General features: G+C 45.9%; 16 protein-coding genes. 10 read left to right on the forward strand and 6 right to left on the reverse strand.

The window, feature by feature from the left end:
- The first annotated feature begins 83 nt into the window (after window positions 1–83).
- The 4 genes from FTW16_RS17120 (at window position 84) to FTW16_RS17135 (ending at window position 4,592) form a co-directional block, all read left to right on the forward strand.
- The gene (locus tag FTW16_RS17120) at window positions 84–1,061 is read left to right on the forward strand and encodes an ABC transporter permease (protein ID WP_008218600.1); all 978 of its coding nucleotides are present in this window, start codon (window positions 84–86) and stop codon (window positions 1,059–1,061) included.
- 2 nt (window positions 1,062–1,063) lie between these two features.
- Window positions 1,064–2,002, forward strand: a complete 939-nt coding sequence (locus FTW16_RS17125) for an ABC transporter permease (RefSeq protein ID WP_017060135.1) — start codon at window positions 1,064–1,066, stop codon at window positions 2,000–2,002.
- Window positions 2,003–2,189: 187 nt separating this feature from the next.
- The gene (locus FTW16_RS17130) at window positions 2,190–3,152 is read left to right on the forward strand and encodes an SPOR domain-containing protein (RefSeq protein ID WP_146491949.1); all 963 of its coding nucleotides are present in this window, start codon (window positions 2,190–2,192) and stop codon (window positions 3,150–3,152) included.
- A gap of 198 nt (window positions 3,153–3,350) precedes the next feature.
- Entirely contained in the window at window positions 3,351–4,592 is a 1,242-nt protein-coding gene (locus FTW16_RS17135; RefSeq protein WP_146491950.1) for an NADH:ubiquinone reductase (Na(+)-transporting) subunit B, read from the forward strand.
- A 76-nt stretch (window positions 4,593–4,668) separates the two neighbouring features.
- Here FTW16_RS17135 and FTW16_RS17140 read toward each other — a convergent pair whose 3' ends face one another.
- The 3 genes from FTW16_RS17140 to FTW16_RS17150 all read right to left on the reverse strand — a co-directional run bounded on the left by FTW16_RS17140 (window position 4,669) and on the right by FTW16_RS17150 (window position 7,433).
- Window positions 4,669–4,920, reverse strand: coding sequence for a DUF6482 family protein (locus tag FTW16_RS17140; RefSeq protein ID WP_065207383.1), 252 nt, complete (start codon window positions 4,918–4,920; stop codon window positions 4,669–4,671).
- 130 nt (window positions 4,921–5,050) lie between these two features.
- A complete protein-coding gene (gene gorA / locus FTW16_RS17145; protein ID WP_017071474.1) occupies window positions 5,051–6,406 on the reverse strand; it encodes a glutathione-disulfide reductase in 1,356 nt (451 codons plus the stop codon).
- Window positions 6,407–6,593: 187 nt separating this feature from the next.
- Complete coding sequence (locus FTW16_RS17150; protein ID WP_102479127.1) at window positions 6,594–7,433, reverse strand: 23S rRNA (adenine(2030)-N(6))-methyltransferase RlmJ; 840 nt, start codon at window positions 7,431–7,433, stop codon at window positions 6,594–6,596.
- Between the two features lie 279 nt (window positions 7,434–7,712).
- Here FTW16_RS17150 and prlC point away from each other — a divergent pair, with 279 nt between their 5' ends.
- A complete protein-coding gene (prlC, locus tag FTW16_RS17155) occupies window positions 7,713–9,755 on the forward strand; it encodes an oligopeptidase A (RefSeq protein WP_146491951.1) in 2,043 nt (680 codons plus the stop codon).
- A 68-nt stretch (window positions 9,756–9,823) separates the two neighbouring features.
- On the opposite strand, the gene asnC is transcribed toward prlC, so the two are convergent.
- Window positions 9,824–10,288: a transcriptional regulator AsnC gene (gene asnC / locus FTW16_RS17160; RefSeq protein ID WP_008218581.1), complete on the reverse strand. Its 465-nt coding sequence runs from the start codon at window positions 10,286–10,288 to the stop codon at window positions 9,824–9,826.
- A gap of 125 nt (window positions 10,289–10,413) precedes the next feature.
- Between asnC and FTW16_RS17165 the strand changes: the two genes are divergently transcribed.
- The 3 genes from FTW16_RS17165 to FTW16_RS17175 all read left to right on the forward strand — a co-directional run bounded on the left by FTW16_RS17165 (window position 10,414) and on the right by FTW16_RS17175 (window position 15,160).
- Window positions 10,414–13,536, forward strand: a complete 3,123-nt coding sequence (locus FTW16_RS17165) for an EAL domain-containing protein (protein ID WP_146492012.1) — start codon at window positions 10,414–10,416, stop codon at window positions 13,534–13,536.
- A 112-nt stretch (window positions 13,537–13,648) separates the two neighbouring features.
- On the forward strand, window positions 13,649–14,428 hold the full coding sequence (locus FTW16_RS17170) for a class I SAM-dependent methyltransferase (RefSeq protein WP_146491952.1): 780 nt from the start codon (window positions 13,649–13,651) through the stop codon (window positions 14,426–14,428).
- A gap of 141 nt (window positions 14,429–14,569) precedes the next feature.
- Window positions 14,570–15,160, forward strand: coding sequence for a hypothetical protein (locus tag FTW16_RS17175; RefSeq protein ID WP_146491953.1), 591 nt, complete (start codon window positions 14,570–14,572; stop codon window positions 15,158–15,160).
- Window positions 15,161–15,272: 112 nt separating this feature from the next.
- On the opposite strand, the gene FTW16_RS17180 is transcribed toward FTW16_RS17175, so the two are convergent.
- Both FTW16_RS17180 and uspA read right to left on the reverse strand, forming a co-directional pair.
- Window positions 15,273–16,151, reverse strand: coding sequence for a carboxylate/amino acid/amine transporter (locus FTW16_RS17180; RefSeq protein ID WP_146491954.1), 879 nt, complete (start codon window positions 16,149–16,151; stop codon window positions 15,273–15,275).
- Window positions 16,152–16,203: 52 nt separating this feature from the next.
- Entirely contained in the window at window positions 16,204–16,638 is a 435-nt protein-coding gene (gene uspA, locus FTW16_RS17185; protein WP_017060149.1) for a universal stress protein UspA, read from the reverse strand.
- Window positions 16,639–16,827: 189 nt separating this feature from the next.
- Here uspA and ftnA point away from each other — a divergent pair, with 189 nt between their 5' ends.
- Complete coding sequence (gene ftnA, locus FTW16_RS17190; RefSeq protein WP_017066029.1) at window positions 16,828–17,355, forward strand: non-heme ferritin; 528 nt, start codon at window positions 16,828–16,830, stop codon at window positions 17,353–17,355.
- A gap of 68 nt (window positions 17,356–17,423) precedes the next feature.
- The gene (gene uspB, locus FTW16_RS17195; RefSeq protein ID WP_146491955.1) at window positions 17,424–17,747 is read left to right on the forward strand and encodes a universal stress protein UspB; all 324 of its coding nucleotides are present in this window, start codon (window positions 17,424–17,426) and stop codon (window positions 17,745–17,747) included.
- Window positions 17,748–17,895: the final 148 nt, after the last annotated feature.

A 17,895-nucleotide genomic window follows, 5' to 3' on the forward strand; every position in this document is an offset into this window, starting at 1 on the left:
GCTAAATACCTTTTTTAAGACTGAATTTTGTTATCTAGTCGCGGATTTCGACTAGATAGTCATGGATAGATAAGGGGCAAGGAATGGTTACGTTTCTGGTCAAGCGCCTGTTTCAGGCACTGATAGTGATGTTTGTGATCAGTTTGGTGGCGTTTGCCATTCAGGATAACCTGGGCGACCCGTTGCGTGAGTTAGTCGGTCAATCTGTTTCAGAATCGGAGCGTCAAGCGCTACGTGATGAACTCGGCTTAAATGATCCCTTCATTACAAAATACACTCGCTTTGTGGGCGCAGCTCTACAAGGTGATCTTGGTACTTCATATTTCTTTAAACGCCCAGCTGTGGACGTAATCTTAGATAAACTCGTAGCAACGCTTGAACTTGTGTTTGGCGCTTCTCTGATCATTGTTTGTCTGTCGATTCCACTTGGCGTTTATTCTGCAATACACCCAAAAAGCTTCTTCACTAAACTGGTGATGGCGGGCAGTAGTATCGGCATTTCTGTGCCTGTTTTCTTAACCGCAATCATGTTGATGTATGTATTCTCTATTGAGTTAGGTTGGTTGCCGTCGTTTGGACGTGGTGAGACCGCAAACTGGTTTGGTTGGGAGTCTGGTTTCTTAACGATAGATGGCCTTGCGCACTTAGTGCTGCCGAGTATTGCTCTAGCATCTATCATGCTGCCTCTGTTCATTCGTTTAGTGCGCTCTGAAATGCTAGAGGTTCTTAGCTCTGAGTACATCAAGTTTGGTAAAGCAAAAGGCCTAGCGCTGAACAAGATCTACTACCAACACGCTTTGAAAAACACAATGCTGCCAGTACTAACGGTAGGTGGTGTTCAAATCGGTACTATGGTGGCTTACACCATTCTTACTGAAACTGTATTCCAGTGGCCGGGCACCGGCTTCCTATTCCTTGAAGCGATTAACCGAGTGGATACACCACTGATTACCGCATACGTTATCTTCGTTGGTCTGATCTTCGTAGTAACGAACACCATTGTTGACCTGCTTTACGGCATCATTAACCCAACAGTGAACATCACAGGGAAAGGAGCATAATCATGGAACAAACAACAACAGCTCCATCTCGTTGGGAGCGATTCAAGCAGTCAGACATTCTGTACTACTTCTTACGCGACAAAGTGGCAATGGTCAGCTTTGCCATCTTTGCGGCCTTCCTAGTGATGGCACTCGCGGCACCGATTTTAGCGCCAACAGACCCGTATGACGTGACGTCTATCGACATCATGGATTCAGAGCTGCCACCATCTTGGATGGAAGATGGCGAAGAGCGTTTCTTACTGGGTACTGATGAGCAAGGTCGTGACATCCTATCGACCATGCTTTACGGCTCTCGTCTTTCATTGACGATTGGCTTCTTGGCGGTTGGCCTTCAGCTGACTCTAGGTATCATCATTGGTCTGTCTGCGGGTTACTTCGGTGGCCGTATCGATAGCTTCCTGATGCGTTTTGCCGATGTTCAGCTTTCGTTCTCAACCATGATGGTAGCGATCATCGTCTCAGCTATCTTTAAGGCCAGTTTCGGCAGTGACTTCTACGCGCAATATGCCGTTGTTATGCTGGTGGTGATCATCGGTATTGCCGAATGGCCGCAGTATGCTCGTACGATTCGTGCATCGGTATTGGCAGAGAAGAAGAAAGAGTACGTAGAAGCGGCTCGTGTGATGGGCTTCAGAGCACCTCGCATCATGTTCCGTCATATTCTGCCTAACTGTTTATCACCGATTTTGGTTATCTCTACAGTACAGGTGGCAAATGCCATCATGTCAGAGGCGGCACTTTCTTTCCTGGGCTTAGGCCTTCCGGTAGACCAACCGTCACTAGGTGCCCTGATCAGTACTGGTTTTAACTACATTTTCTCAGGAGCATGGTGGATCACAGCATTCCCAGGTGTGCTTTTGGTAACATTAGTTCTAGTTATTAACCTACTAGGCGACTGGTTACGTGACGTGTTTAACCCTAAAATTTATAAAGGGTGATAGCGCGGTTTGATTTTTAGAAAAAAAAGTCACTAAACTAAGAGCCGTAAGCAATTACGGCTCTTTTTTTGCTTAATGGATCTGGAACTTAGTATCATTGATACTGTCAATAATACTTAAAATGGAATTCATGTTTTATCGACATTGATTCGGTAATAATTAACCCGTAAGGGTTTAAGTGGTGGTTATGAAATTGACAATGAATGCTGTATGTCGTGCTGTGATGAGAAATTATCGTATGGGGCTTATCGCTGCATCCCTTTTGGTATCGAGCCAAGTGAATGCAGAGTCGGTTCTATGTGATGCAACTCAGGCAAGCACCAACCAATTACCACAGCTAGAGCAATCATGTCCGATCGGTAAGGGTGTTTGGGGGAGCAAGGCGCCTAAACGTCATTCAGATAACGAGCTGTTTTGGGTTCAATGTGGCTTGCTGAATAAGCCTTTGTCACTGAACCGAGCAAAGCCCCTATATGAGAAGATCTCGACCAATGTATGGATGAAGCCGGAAGGCGGAGACTATCGTTGTTTAATTGGCCCTTATTCTACCTTCTCCGATGCAAGAAAAGACCTAGCTCAGGTCCGTAAAGTGTCTGGATACAGTGAAGCCTTCATTCGTATGGTTGATAAGTCTCAGACCTCGTCACAGCCTATTGTTGCAAAACCGGCAGAGCCAAAAATGGTTAAGCCTAAGGCTCCTGGAAAACCAAAACCAAAACCAACAGCAAAACCTGTGGCCGTTAAGCAAGCGGCCGCGGTAACGAGTGCTGCTGCTATTCAGACGCTACCAAGCGGTAATGCGCGCTCAGATGGTGATCTAGAAATCGAGATTCGCGTGACAGCAGACGTTGCGGGTAACCAATATGCGATTCCTTACCTTCTAGACCATCAACAACAGTTCTACATGGAACAAGGTAAGCCTTGGAGCCGCCTAGATTACGATAGCGCTGAATTAGTGTGTAATCAGGTCAACATGAAGCTGATGAGTGAAAAGCAATGGCAAAGCATCTTGAGCTCAAAGGTTATGGAAAAACAGAACTGGCCAATGCACCTTCCTTATTGGGGCGCAGATAAGAAAGGCCTGTTTACCAACGGTAACGTTAACCAATTGAAAGGCTCTTCATTGCTCAATGTGATGTGCGTTAAGTAACGACGACCGTTGTTATACCAAATAAGCCTCAGCCATTGCTGGGGCTTTGTTGTTTATACATTCTTCTTTTTCAACATCGGTTCGACTTTCAGATACTCGTTCTTCAAGACGAATTTGATTAAAAATAGCTAAAAATTGTTCAAATAGCACGGTTGATGCGTAGAAAACCATAACTCAAGCAATAAGGTGATTGAGATTATGAGTTTAAAAAAACGATTAGAAGACGTGGCTCCACGCTTTGAAGCCGGAGGGAAGTACGAAAAGCTTTATCCTGTATACGAGGCTTTCGCGACGATATTTTATACGCCTGGTAACGTAAACCAAGGCTTGACCCATGTTCGAGATAGCATCGATCTCAAACGAATCATGATTCTGGTGTGGCTGGCAACTTTTCCTGCAATGTTCTGGGGTATGTACAACGTAGGTCATCAAGCCGTGATGGGGTTGACAGCTACCTATTCTGGCGCTGAGCTTGCCTCCATCATCGACAGCAGTTGGCGCTTGTCGTGGGCATTTGGTGATGCACAGTCACTGATGGCAAGTGGTTGGGTAAGTCAGGTGTTGCTTGGTGCACTCTATTTCCTACCCGTTTATGCCACGGTGTTTGTGGTAGGTGGCTTCTGGGAGGTACTGTTTGCTGTCGTTCGCAAGCACGAAGTTAATGAAGGCTTCTTTGTTAGCTCGGTGCTGTTTGCACTGATTCTTCCACCAACCATTCCGTTATGGCAAGCAGCGCTAGGTATCACCTTTGGTATCGTTGTCGCCAAAGAGCTGTTCGGTGGTACAGGACGAAACTTCCTTAACCCAGCCCTTGCTGGTCGAGCCTTTCTCTACTTCGCCTATCCAGCCAACATGTCGGGTGGCTTAGTATGGGTTGCCGCTGACGGTTATTCAGGAGCGACTCCACTGAGTCAATGGTATGAGGGGGGCAGTACCTCTCTGATTAACAATATGACTGGCGAGACAATAACGTGGATGGACGCGTTTATCGGCAATATACCCGGCTCGATGGGTGAGGTTTCTTCATTGCTTATCATGTTGACGGGGCTGATTCTGATTGTCATGAAAATTGCCTCTTGGCGCATTGTCGCCGGTGTGATTATTGGCCTCGTCGTGACTTCAAGTTTGATGAACTGGATTGGCTCTGATACCAACTCGATGTTCTCGATGCCGTTCTACTGGCACTTTGTGTTGGGCGGCGTTGCCTTTGGTACCTTCTTCATGGCGACCGACCCAGTTTCTGCCGCTTTTACCAACCAGAGTAAGTGGGCTTACGGGATCTTGATTGGTGTAATGACGGTCGGCATCCGAGTGCTCAACCCTGCTTATCCAGAAGGCATCATGCTCGCTATCTTGTTTGCTAACTTGTTTGCTCCATTGTTCGACTTTATTGTGAAAGAGCAAAACATCAAACGCAGACAAAAACGTACAGCACGATAAGAAATAAAACCCCAACGAAAAAGGCTTGCAGATGTGCAAGCCTTTCAATTTTTATCGCGATTGCTTTGAAGTTGATTTAACTCCACTTCAAATCAATCTCGAATGGTTGGGTGTTACCACAATGCTCACCACACATCTCGTCGTAGGCACTGTTATGAATAAGCGTGGCCGACGCTACGCCTTGGTCACTAAAGTGGTCGCGCGCTTGGTTAACACTCAAAAACTTCATTGGGTGCTGGTGGTCGTCTTTGATTAACTGTTTTTGCTCGCCAATGATTTGGTAAGCTAAGTAGATCCCGCCTTCAAATGATTCAATTAGTAGATTCATCACAAACTCCATTGCTGTTTTAGGTAGGTGGATATTTGTGTTACGTCGAATCGGTAACTAAGGTTCAGAGCGGATATAAAAAAAGCAGGCTCAAGGCCTGCTTCTAAAGAGTGCTCAACTAAGACGTTGATTATCTCATGGTAACAAACTCTTCGCTGCCCGTTGGGTGAATCGCCACAACAGAGTCGAAGTCTGCTTTGGTTGCGCCCATCTTCATTGCAACGCCGAAGCCTTGAATCATCTCATCAACAGTGAAGCCGATGCCGTGTAGGCCGACTACTGTCTCTTCTTCGCCAGCACATACTAGCTTCATCTTACAAGGTTGACGGTGCTTGGTTACTGCTGTGTACATCGCAGTGAAGCCAGATGTGTAAACCTTAATGTTGTCTTTGCCGTACTTCTCTTCGGCTTCTTGAGTCGTTAGACCAATAGTGCCGATAGGTGGGTGGCTGAATACAACAGTAGGTACTAGGTTGTAGTCCATTTTCGCGTTAGTTTGACCGTTGAATAGACGCTCAGAAAGCTGGCGACCTGCTTTAACTGCTACAGGTGTTAGCTCGATACCGCCTTCCATGATGTCGCCAACACAGTAGATGCCAGGAACGTTAGTCGCTTGGAACTCGTCTACTTTAATGTAGCCACGGTCGTTGGTTGCAACGCCAGTTGATGCTAGGTTGATAGCGTCAGTCGCTGGGTGGCGGCCGATAGCCCAGATTAGGTGGTCAACGTTTTGAGTGTTGCCGTTCTCAAGGTGCAGAGTCAGCGTGCCATCTGCTTCTTTCACTACTTCTTTAGGAACAGAGTGTGTATGCAGTGTTGGGCCTTCCGCTTCCATTACTTCAACCAATGTTTCGATGATCATTGGGTCGAAGCTGCGAAGTGGTGACTCTTTACGACAGAACAGGTGTGTTTCTGTGCCAAGTGCGCTTAGTACGCCTGCGATTTCAACTGCGATGTAGCCCGCGCCGATAACAGCAACACGTTTAGGTTGCTCCATTAGGTCGAAGAAGCCGTTTGAGTCGATGCCGTACTCTGCGCCTGGGATGTTTGGAATGGTTGGACGACCACCTACCGCGATCAGGATGTGATCTGCTGTGTAGTGTTCGCCGTTAACTTCAACAGTTTTCTCGTCAACGAACTTAGCGAAGCCTTTGATTACGTTTACTTTGTTGTTACCAAGAACGCGATCGTAAGATTGGTGGATACGGCCAATGTACGCTTGGCGGTTTTCTACCAATTTGCTCCAGTTGAAGCCTTTTACGTCAACATCGAAGCCGTAATCTTCAGAATATAGGTTGATAGCTTCAGCAACTTGAGCGCCGTGCCACATTACCTTTTTAGGAACACAACCAACGTTTACACAAGTACCACCAAGGTCTTGAGCTTCGATAAGTGCAACCTTTGCACCGTGCATTGCTGCGCGGTTAGCTGATGCGATGCCGCCTGAACCGCCGCCGATACAGATGTAATCAAAATGAGTCGCCATTACTTTCTCCATTTATTGAAGGCTGTGGGTACAGTGAGCGCACTGAACACCTACGTCCTATAGATTCTTAAATTGTCTAATTATTATATTGAGGGCAGATCGGTTGAACTCAATCTCCCTGTTTAAAATTTATTCGTCCACATCACCGTCTGTTGAAGATTCTTCAGTCTATGATGTGGATTCGAGATTACTCGGGTACGATCCACTCTACTTTGAAGTGACCGGTTGCCGGTGCAATTGCTTCCTTCAAGAATGGAAGAATCTCGTTCATTTGGCTTTCTAGCTTCCAAGGCGGGTTGATAACAATCATGCCTGATGCTGTCATGCCGCGCTCGTTGGTGTCTGGTGATACGCCAAGTTCGATTTGTAGAATCTTGTTGATGCCTAAGCCTTCAAGACCTTCGATCATATCTTCGATGTCACAACGGTTTACTACCGGGTACCAAATTGCGTAGATACCAGTTGCCCAGCGCTTATGGCTTTGAGCAATCGCCGTCACCACATCGCGGTACTCTCTTGCCAGCTCATAAGGCGGATCGATAAGTACCAAACCACGACGCTCTTTTGGTGGTAGGCTGCCTTTTAAGCGTTGGAAGCCATCTTCTTTGTAGATAGACACTTGACGATCGCGGTGGAACTCTTGCTCAAGCAGTGGGTGGTCCGCTGGGTGAAGCTCGGTCAGTACCATACGGTCCTGGTCACGTAGGTGGGCGCGAGCAACACGCGGTGAACCTGGGTAGTAGCGCAGCTTGTCGCCGTTGTTTAGCGTAGAGATAGACTCAAGGTAGCTTTGAATGTCTTCAGGAAGATTTTGCTGCTCCCAGACGCGAGCGATACCTTGTTTGTATTCGCCAGTTTTTTCAGACCATTCATGCGTTAAGTCGTAACGACCTACACCAGAGTGAGTGTCATGGTAAACAAAAGGCTTATCCTTCTGTTTCAAAGAATTAAGAATAAGGCTCTGTACGATATGCTTTACTACGTCGGCATGGTTGCCCGCGTGGAAGCTGTGGCGATAACTTAACAAATTAAACTCTCGTAACACTCTCGATTTAGAGTGTGGTTAGTGTAGGTGGGGTTAATCTGACTATTATAACCCCCAATGGGCCATAAATTCTCGAACAATTCAGGAACAGTCGCTAGCAATATGCAGTTAGTTATTGGTTCTACTATTGAAATTTGCCTTGTTGGGCACTATTTAATAACTATTCGCAGGTGATTTTTTAGGGCGAACTTTAGCCTGGTGACTGTAAGACGACCTCATTACAAAAAAGACGAAAGTCTCTAACGCCAAAGGAATGTTTATATGTCTAATCCGCTATTAACCTTCACGGACTTACCTCCGTTTTCACAAATCAAACCTGAGCACGTTAAGCCAGCGGTTGAGCAAGTGATTGAAGCGTGTCGCAACAAGATAGAACAAGTACTTGAAGGTAATACTTCACCAAGCTGGGACAACCTAGTTGCTCCGATTGAAGAAGTGGATGATCGTTTAGGCCGTATTTGGTCACCAGTAAGCCACATGAACTCGGTTGTGAACAGTGACGAACTGCGTGAAGCGTATGAGAGCTGCCTACCAGTATTGTCTGAGTACGGTACTTGGGTTGGTCAACACAAAGGATTGTTTGAGGCATACAAAGCGATCAAGGCGAGTGAAGCATTCTCGGCATTAAACCGAGCTCAACAAAAAACCATTACAGACGCACTGCGTGACTTTGAACTGTCGGGCATTGGCTTGCCAGCAGACGAACAGCACCGCTACGGCGAGATCAGCAAGCGCCAGTCTGAGCTAGGCTCTCAATTCTCGAACAACGTACTTGATGCAACCATGGGTTGGAGCAAGCAGATCACAGACATCGCTGAATTAGCGGGCATGCCTGAATCAGCACTGGCGGCAGCTCAAGCGGCAGCCGAGTCTAAAGAGCAAGAAGGCTACCTACTGACTCTGGATATCCCATCATACCTACCTGTGATGACTTACTGTGATAACCAAGAATTACGTAAAGAGTTGTATGAAGCTTATGTAACACGCGCTTCAGATCGCGGTCCGAACGCAGGTAAGTGGGACAACACAGAGATCATCACAGAGCAGCTTAAACTGCGTCACGAGATCGCTCGCATGCTAGGTTTCAGCACTTACAGCGAAAAATCACTGTCGACTAAAATGGCTGAAACGCCAGATCAGGTTCTTGGCTTCCTGAACGACCTAGCAGTAAAAGCAAAACCACAAGGTGAACGCGAAGTTGAAGAGCTGCGTCAGTTTGCTGAGAAAGAGTTTGGTGTTTCTGAGCTAAACCTGTGGGACATCGCTTACTACAGCGAAAAACAGAAGCAGAACCTATTCGAGATCTCTGATGAAGAGCTTCGCCCATACTTCCCTGAATCAAACGTAGTTTCAGGCCTGTTTGAGGTATTAAACCGTGTGTTTGGTATGTCGGTAACAGAGCGTGAAGGCGTCGACACATGGCATGAGTCAGTGCGCTTCTTTGATATCTTTGATGCGACAGGAGCACTGCGCGGTAGCTTCTACCTAGATTTGTACGCACGTGAACACAAACGTGGCGGAGCGTGGATGGATGACTGTCGTGGTCGTCGTATTACCGAGTCTGGCGAGCTACAAACACCTGTCGCTTACCTAACGTGTAACTTCAATAAACCTGTTGGTGATAAGCCAGCACTATTTACTCACGATGAAGTAGTGACTTTGTTCCACGAGTTTGGCCACGGTATCCACCACATGCTAACGCAAGTTGAAGCGGGTGCAGTTGCGGGTATCAATGGTGTGCCTTGGGATGCCGTTGAGCTACCAAGTCAATTCCTAGAAAACTGGTGCTGGGAAGAAGAAGCGCTGTCGTTTATCTCTGGTCACTTCGAAACGGGTGAAGCATTGCCAAAAGAGATGCTGGAGAAGATGCTAGCGGCGAAGAACTTCCAATCAGCGATGTTTATCCTACGTCAGCTAGAGCTTGGCCTGTTCGATTTCACGCTGCATACAGAATACGATCCAGAAGTGGGTGCGCGCGTACTTGAAACACTGGCCGACGTGAAGTCTAAAGTAGCGGTACTGCCAAGCCTAGATTGGAACCGTTTCTCGCACAGCTTTAGTCACATCTTCGCTGGTGGTTACAGCGCGGGTTACTACAGCTACTTATGGGCAGAAGTGTTGTCAGCAGATGCGTTCTCAGCATTTGAAGAAGAGGGTATCTTCAACACTGAAACCGGTAACCGCTTCCTGAACAACATCCTTGAGATGGGTGGCAGTGAAGAGCCGATGGAGCTGTTCAAACGCTTCCGTGGTCGTGAGCCACAAATCGATGCAATGCTGCGTCATGCGGGTATCAGCGCGTAATATTGTGCTGGTTAGTATGTAAAAAGAGCCTCTTAGTGAGGCTCTTTTTGTATTTATTTATCAATCGATTATGGATTCACATTGCGATTGATTGGGTTTTGCAATGAAATCAATGTCTCAGTCGATTGAACCTCGTCGATCGCCTGCAATTTATCAATCAACACGAACTGCAATTCTTCTATCGATTTACACATCAGCTTAACGAAAATATTGTAGGCACCAGTGGTGTAGTAGGCTTCAACCACTTCATCTAGGGCATTCAGCTTGGCGATTGCCGAGTGGTAATCTTTGGCTGCATTAAGGTTGATGCCGATAAAGCAACATACGTCGTAACCTAGCTTTTTCGTGTTTACCACAACCTCGGTACGCTCAATAATGTCGGCCGATCTCATTTTCTCGATACGGACGTGAATAGTCGCTGGGCTTACGTCAAACTGCTTTGCCATCTCTGCGTAAGGTGTACGAGCATCTTCCATTAAGGTTTTCAGAATGGCACGGTCTAGGTCATCGAGACGAGCGGTAGTTGTGGACATGCGTAACCCTCAGATTTAATGAAAATATATCGGCTAGAGTACATATCATAGCCAAGGGTGATAATATTAGCAGCAACAATGATGTTAGGGTGAATTCAGTGCGATTTTGGGTGTTATTTATTGCGATGTGTTGGAGCGTATTTGCTTCGGCGCAGACAAAAGATGTATTGGTGATCCACTCCTACCATCAAGGTTTTTTCTGGACGGATGATTTCCATAAAGGCTTGTCCGAAGAACTCGATCGCGACGGGTTGTCTTACCGTGTCGTTTATCTCGATAGTAAACGTACCCAAAACCAAGAATACCTAGAGCGTGTGTATCAGCTTTATCACACCAAGCTACAGCATGAAGAATTTGCAGCAATTGTCGTTAGTGACAATAATGCGCTCAACCTAATGAAGCGCCTTGCGCCCGATCTCAAGGGCACACCTGTCATCTTTGGTGGCATCAATAATTTCTCGCCTGAAATGATCGAAGGTTTGAACGCAACGGGCATCACTGAAGATATCGACTTAGTGGGCAATATCGAGCTGGTTAAACGTCTTCAATCGACCGTAAAGAAGATCTACATTGTTACCGATCACTCGGTCACGGGGGAGGCGATTCGTTCTCAAATCGATCTTTTCATCAAAACCCATCCGGATTTTTCTGATCTCGTTGAGCACTATGTGCCGGATTCCTACCAAGAGTTAATGGAATTTTCTCAACGTGCTGATCTAGGTAAGAGCTTGCTATTTTGGGCCTATTACCGCGATGCACAAGGTAGAGTGAGTAGCGATGAAGATTGGCGACAACTGAATATCAAGACCCAAATGCCACTGTATATGGTGCACGATCTAGGGCTAGGTTTTGGTGCGATTGGTGGTGTGATTCAAAGTGGTGAAACGCAAGGTCGAGACACTGGGCGAGTGCTACTGAATGTGCTCGCCAATCCGGATAAACCGCTGCCCCAAGTGGTTGCTGGCGCGCCAGAAATCAAACTCGATTACCAACAAATCTCACGTTGGGATCTGGGTGCAGAGAATGAAGCCTCGGTGACCTTCCTCAACAAGCCTAAGTCATTTTTAGTACGCTACCGCGATGAAATTCGCACCATAGGTTTGCTGTTTTTGGTTATGTCGTGTGTCATCGCGACCTTGGTGTATTACCTTAATCGCCTTAAAAAAAGTGAACGTGCCAGCCGACAAAGCCAGCTGCTACTGGAATCGATATTCGACCAAAGCCTGCAGTTCATGGGCATTATTGATAAGGGCGGTGTGTTGTTGTCGAGTAACAGCAAGCTACATGAGCTGCTTTATAATCAAGGCTATAAATTGGGAACGCCGCTTCAACAACATCAACACTGGGAAGATTCCGCACGAGAAGTGCTAACCGAATATTTCATCGCAAAAAATGAGCACCCAGCCTTACGATTTGAAGCCGAGGTGTGGTGTCGGGATCGTGGGGCGATGGTGTTGGATATTTCATTGAAACCGATGCCGTGCAGTGAAGAGGAAGACATTCAGTTCCTATTTGAGGCGCGCGACGTGACTTCGCGTAAACTTGCTGAGAATAAACTGTTCCAACGTGAAGCGAACTTGAAGCTGTATTACGACAAACAGCCTGTGATGATGATTACGCTCGATGGCAATAATCGCATTCAACAAGTGAACCAATTTGCCGAGGAGCTTTTGGGTTATCCACTAGATCAGCTATTAGGGCATCGTCCTAGAGAGTTCTATGTTGATGAGAATGCGATGATTCCTCGCCATATCTTGTTGCAACCACAGCATAAAATTCGTGGTGTGTGGCGTCGTGATATCGAATATCGCCATGCCGACGGTAGCAAGATCTGGATTCGTGAAAATATCCGCCCGTTGGTCGAGTCTGATCAGCTGTTGATTGTGGGTGAAGACATCACCGAGACGCACGAGCTTTCTGAAAAGCTAGAGTATCAAGCTCGCTATGACCTGCTGACTGACACCTTCAACCGTAACCACTTTGAGCAAGAGCTGCAAAAAGCGCTTAAAGAGGTTGAGAGTCACATGCGAACTCACGCGATGTTGTTCTTAGATTTGGATCAGTTGAAGGTCTTGAACGATACCGCAGGGCATGAAGCGGGCGATGCCGCGATCTTGTTTAGTGCGCAGTTATTGGAAGAGGTACTGCCATATAATGCTGTATTGGCACGAATGGGTGGTGATGAGTTTGCGGTATTAATCAAAGACTGCACTGAGCGCGATGCGGTTAATGTATGTCGCAGTATTATCTCGATGATGAGCGACAATCCATTCCTGTGGGATGATATTCGTCTCAACCTGACCTGCTCTATTGGCATTCGATTGATTGACCATACTGCCGCTTCACCGCAGATGGTGCATGCTCAGGCGGATGCGGCTTGTCATGCCGCTAAAGAAGAAGGCCGTAACCGTTACAACCTTTACCATCAAGATGATGAAGACCTGCGTCGTCGTCATCTTGAGATGGAGAGCGTCAACCTAGTGCATGAGGCTTTGGCTAACGATCGCTTAGAGTTGTTTGCTCAGCGTATTCTTGGCCTAAATAAAAACAGCGATAAAATGCACTTCGAGGTTTTGGTACGCATCAAGAACATCAAAGGGGAATACATCTCCCCGGGGATCTTCATGCCAGCCTCAGAGCGTTATAACATCGCGCATTTGATTGACCGACAAGTCGTTAGTCAAACCTTGAGTTGGTTGGAGCAACGTCCAGAGATAATTGAAGAACTGGGGATGTGTTCAATCAACCTTTCCGGCCACTCGATGGGTAATCGTGAATTTGTAGAGTTCTTGATAGAGAGCTTAAGAGATTCATCTATACCGTGTCATAAGATTTGTTTGGAGATCACCGAAACAGCGGCTATGAGTAACATGAAGCAGGCGATCAAATTCTTCACTCGAATCAAAGAGCTCGGCTGCATGATTGCACTGGATGACTTTGGCTCAGGGCTATCGTCGTTTGGTTACTTGAAGAAATTACCGGTCGATATTGTAAAGATCGATGGCCTATTTGTACGTGATATTGATGTCAACGAGATGGATCATGTGATGGTTCGTTCGATTAATGATCTTGCTAAGCAGATGGGCAAGCACACCGTGGCTGAGTTCGTTGAAAATACCCAGATCATCGACAAGCTGATCGAGCTTGGTGTGAACTACGCGCAGGGCTACATCATAGGACGACCTAAGCCACTGGCGGAGCTCGTTGAAGAGTTAAGACAAGAACGCGAGAGAGAGCCATTGGTTTAGGTAAGCCGACTTTAGCTGGGATTACTTTGCACCGCTAATATGTATTGTTGAGGCGATCAGGTAAACTGGTTGCCTCCTTTGTTTTGAATACTACTGTCTGTTGGAGACGACCTTGCAACTACAACTGATTTGCGAAGATGCTACACAAATCGATCATCTGAATGACTTAGCGACCCGTTGGAATTTATCTCACGATGAAAGCAGCGAATTTGCTTTGGTGCTGACTAGCGAACGACTTGAGCTACGCAAAGTAGACGAACCCAAGTTAGGTGCTATCTTCGTTGATTTAGTTGGCGGTGCGGTTGGTCATCGACGTAAATTTGGTGGCGGTAAAGGTCAGGCAATCGCTAAGGCGGCAGGTTTGAATAAAGGGGCTACGCCAACCATTCTTGATGGTACGGCTGGCTTAGGGCGTGATGCATTTGTATTGGCTTCTCTAGGTTGTAAGGTGCAAATGGTCGAGCGTCATCCTGTTGTGGCAGCGCTGCTTGATGATGGATTACAGCGTGCACAGCAAGATCCTGATATTGGTTGTTGGGTAAGCGAACGTATGACGTTGATTCACGCTTCGAGCCATGATGCGTTGGATAAGCTTAGTAACGATCCTAATTTTGAACAGCCTGATGTGGTGTACCTCGATCCAATGTACCCACACCCTGAGAACAAAAAGAAATCAGCTTTGGTCAAAAAAGAGATGCGCGTATTCCAATCTTTAGTGGGTGCGGATCTGGATGCTGATGGTCTATTTGAACCGGCGATGAAGTTGGCATCGAAGCGAGTTGTGGTTAAAAGACCCGATTATGCGGCTTGGTTACACGAGCAAAAGCCGAGCATGGCGATCGAAACCAAAAAGAATCGTTTTGATGTGTATGTGAAAGCATCAATGACTTAGATAAAGCATCAATAACTTAGAGACACGCTAAGAAAATTTCCCGTCATAAATACGATAAAATGCCATTTAACACTTGCGATAGTCGCGTTACGGATGTATATCTAACTAAGAATCATTATTATTCTTAGCTGGAGTTGTAGCATGGCTAAACGCTTTTGTAAGTTAAACCGTCGAGATATCACTGAACACTTGGGCGAGATCCACAGCTTGGTTACTGAACCTAAGTTTGTGTGTCGTTCTTGTGCTCGTTCTTCGGCGGATCAAGCTAATCTATGCAAACCAACAGCAATTCCACCTCTTGGTTGTCAGAACAAGCCTGTAGAAGAGAAGGCAGCATGCGGCCTGTTAGCGGAAACATTACCTGTACCTGAGCTATCGCTCGCGGAAATCAACGAGTCAATTGAGCGTAGCGTGCAAATATTCGATCCAGCCGCTGCTGATATTGCCCCTCATCTTGCAAAAAAAGAAGCAGTACAGAAAAAAGCCAAGCTGAAAAAACTGATGGCGAAGGCGAGTGGTGATGAGAAAGCAGAACTCAAGCGTGCGAAGAAAGCGGCAAAGAAACAAGAGAAATACAACAAAAAGTTAGTGAAGATGATTAAGAAGCAGCAAAAGCTGTTTAAGAAAAGTCAGAAACTGGAAAGTGATCTTGAACGCATCAACCTACAACTTGATGACGTTGCCTTCACTGAAACCAAGACTCAGGTAGTGAGCCACAATCACATCCACTGAAGTTGATTTGAATGGTTTGTTGCTACCGCGATGATTTAAAAAGAGCGACCTAAGGTCGCTCTTTTGCTTTTTGGGGTTATCCGAGCTAACTCATGCAGCTCATTGAAAGCAGTTAGGCGTTGCTTGCGGATCTTGCAACGCGTTTCTTCACCCACGTCTCATTGACGAATAGAGAGAATAAGATAACAGCGCCACCAATAGACAATCGAACTAAATCGACATCTCTGTTCCAAATCAGGATATTCACCACAAGGCCCGCAGGCACTAATGCATTGTTCATCACCGCTAGCGCACCAGCATTCACCATGCACGCGCCTTTATTCCACATAAAGTAACCCAATCCAGAGGCAATCAAGCCAAGGTAGATCAGGATTCCCCATTGAAGTGTTGTGGTTGGTAGTTTTTCAGGGTTGCCCAGCAGCATGAAAGCAACCGATGCGACGCATAACGCCCCTAGGTAGAAGTAACCAAATACTGTTCGCTGAGGTAACTCGGTCGATTCTTTCTCCATCACCACTTTGTAGCCCACCTGACCGATAGCAAAACAGAGGTTCGCGCCTTGTACGACAAGGAAGCCAACTAAAAAGTTTTCGTTGATGCCTGCGAATTTAATGAATACCGCGCCCAATACCGCAATTGCAGCTGTCACTAAGTACCACGGAGAGAATTGCCCTTTAAGAAAGTCATAAATCAGCGTGACGTAAATTGGTGTGAAAACCGTAAATAAAAGGACTTCAGGAACGGACAGCAGTAAGAAAGACTGATAGTAGAAGCAGTACATTAGGCCAAGCTGGATACCACCAATCGCCATCAATTTAGCGATCAGCTTACGCGATATGCCGCGAAACTTTAGAAAAGGAAGAAATACGACGCCAGCAAGGGCAACACGCATTAAAACAGAGAACCAAGAGTCAACCTGACCCGCAAGGTAAACGCCGATCAGGCTAAAGGAGAAGGCCCATAGGAGGGTAACACCAGCTAAATAGCTCATAGTAAAACTTCGTTAATAAGATATGAGCTGTATGTTACCTAACCTTAAATCATTAGTCTTCTGAATCTCTTAGAGGCACGACCAGCATATCAACCGGAGACGCGTTGATCAGTTGTCGTGTTGAAGAAAGCAGCTTACTCCAAAAGTCTTGATGGTGACCACAAACCACGAGGTCAACATTGAACTCGTTGATGGTGTCACACAGTTCATGACTTAAATCACCACTGCCAACGAGGGTATGGGTGATCGGGTATTGAGCGTGCTCCGCAAAATTTTGCAGCTGAATACGAGACGCTTCCATCGCGTTGTGCTGGGTTTCGGCCATGTTGATATCAATCAGGCCAGTGTAGAGCTCTGCGTAGTTAATATCGATATGGATAAAAGAGACTTTGGCTTCCAATGGCTTTGCCAATGCTACCGCTTTATCCACAATTAATTTGCTGTCTTCTGATAAATCGACTGCGACCAAAATATGTTTGTAACTCATATCGCTACCTCCTTTATTCATTGTCTGTTTAAAGATTAGCACTATGCGATGGCTTTTTTTGCTGAAGTGATCTCATATCCACTGTCTTGCGTAATGACAGCTCAAAATATTGGTTAACTAATGGCCTGCGAGATATTCATTAAATAGTGATATAGTAGAGAAAATTGAGGATGTAATTAGGAGTCTTAAATGCTGTCAAAAACTATGGTTGAGCAACTGAATGATCAAATTAACCTAGAATTTTTCTCATCCAATCTATACTTACAAATGAGTGCTTGGTGTGAAGACAAAGGATTTGAAGGTGCAGCAGAGTTTCTGCGTGTTCATGCAGTAGAAGAAATGGAACATATGCAGCGTCTTTTCACTTACGTAAGCGAAACAGGTGCAATGCCAATTCTGGGTGCGATTGAAGCACCAAAACACGAATTCGAAAGCCTTGGCGCAGTGTTCCGTGAAACTTATGAACATGAGCAGATGATTACTGAAAAGATCAACAAACTGGCTCACGTTGCTTTCAGCACACAAGACTACTCAACCTTTAACTTCCTGCAATGGTACGTTGCAGAGCAACACGAAGAAGAGAAGTTGTTTAAAGGTGTATTGGATAAGCTAGAACTTGTTGGTGAAGACGGTAAAGCACTGTTCTTTATTGATAAAGACCTAGCGCAATTGGCAAAAGATGGTTCATCTTCAATTATGGAAGCTCCTGCCGTTTAGGTAGTACGAGAAAGACACTGATTATCTTTTTCTTTTGAGTTTTCTTATGAAGATGTAGGGAGGAAAGGATGATCAGCGGCGACACTATTCTATTTGCACTAATGGTTGTGACTTGCGTGAACTGGGCGCGTTATTTTACTGCGCTAAGAACGCTCATTTATATTATGCGAGAAGCGCATCCTCTGCTTTATCAACAAGTAGACGGAGGCGGTTTTTTCACAACCCATGGCAATATGACCAAACAGGTTCGCTTGTTTAGCTACATCAAAAGCAAAGAGTATCACCATCATCACGATGAAGTGTTTACTGCGAAGTGCGATCGTGTGAGAAAGTTATTCATACTCTCTTCCGCCCTGCTGGGTGTAACGTTGCTGGCTTCTTTCATCGTCTAAGTCATTTAGCACGTGTGAAGTAGAACTTAGTTTTTGGTGTAAAACTACGGTTGTTGGTTCGCTAAGCCAAATAGTGGTTTTGCTGCTGTCTACAAATTGTACAATTGAACACCAATTGCAAAGTTTAAAATTGCCGCTAAAATAGCGA

Origin of the sequence: Vibrio sp. T20 (assembly GCF_007858795.1) — a bacterium.
Lineage (GTDB): Bacteria > Pseudomonadota > Gammaproteobacteria > Enterobacterales > Vibrionaceae > Vibrio > Vibrio satsumensis.

What these genes read in the sequence shown, in the direction of transcription:
- FTW16_RS17120 (WP_008218600.1), top strand. Translation starts at nt 84, where the DNA reads ATGGTTACGTTTCTGGTCAAGCGCCTGTTTCAGGCACTGATAGTGATG.
- FTW16_RS17125 (WP_017060135.1), top strand. Translation starts at nt 1,064, where the DNA reads ATGGAACAAACAACAACAGCTCCATCTCGTTGGGAGCGATTCAAGCAG.
- FTW16_RS17130 (WP_146491949.1), top strand. Translation starts at nt 2,190, where the DNA reads ATGAAATTGACAATGAATGCTGTATGTCGTGCTGTGATGAGAAATTAT.
- FTW16_RS17135 (WP_146491950.1), top strand. Translation starts at nt 3,351, where the DNA reads ATGAGTTTAAAAAAACGATTAGAAGACGTGGCTCCACGCTTTGAAGCC.
- FTW16_RS17140 (WP_065207383.1), bottom strand. Translation starts at nt 4,920, where the DNA reads ATGAATCTACTAATTGAATCATTTGAAGGCGGGATCTACTTAGCTTAC.
- gorA (WP_017071474.1), bottom strand. Translation starts at nt 6,406, where the DNA reads ATGGCGACTCATTTTGATTACATCTGTATCGGCGGCGGTTCAGGCGGC.
- prlC (WP_146491951.1), top strand. Translation starts at nt 7,713, where the DNA reads ATGTCTAATCCGCTATTAACCTTCACGGACTTACCTCCGTTTTCACAA.
- asnC (WP_008218581.1), bottom strand. Translation starts at nt 10,288, where the DNA reads ATGTCCACAACTACCGCTCGTCTCGATGACCTAGACCGTGCCATTCTG.
- FTW16_RS17165 (WP_146492012.1), top strand. Translation starts at nt 10,414, where the DNA reads ATGTGTTGGAGCGTATTTGCTTCGGCGCAGACAAAAGATGTATTGGTG.
- FTW16_RS17175 (WP_146491953.1), top strand. Translation starts at nt 14,570, where the DNA reads ATGGCTAAACGCTTTTGTAAGTTAAACCGTCGAGATATCACTGAACAC.
- FTW16_RS17180 (WP_146491954.1), bottom strand. Translation starts at nt 16,151, where the DNA reads ATGAGCTATTTAGCTGGTGTTACCCTCCTATGGGCCTTCTCCTTTAGC.
- uspA (WP_017060149.1), bottom strand. Translation starts at nt 16,638, where the DNA reads ATGAGTTACAAACATATTTTGGTCGCAGTCGATTTATCAGAAGACAGC.
- ftnA (WP_017066029.1), top strand. Translation starts at nt 16,828, where the DNA reads ATGCTGTCAAAAACTATGGTTGAGCAACTGAATGATCAAATTAACCTA.
- uspB (WP_146491955.1), top strand. Translation starts at nt 17,424, where the DNA reads ATGATCAGCGGCGACACTATTCTATTTGCACTAATGGTTGTGACTTGC.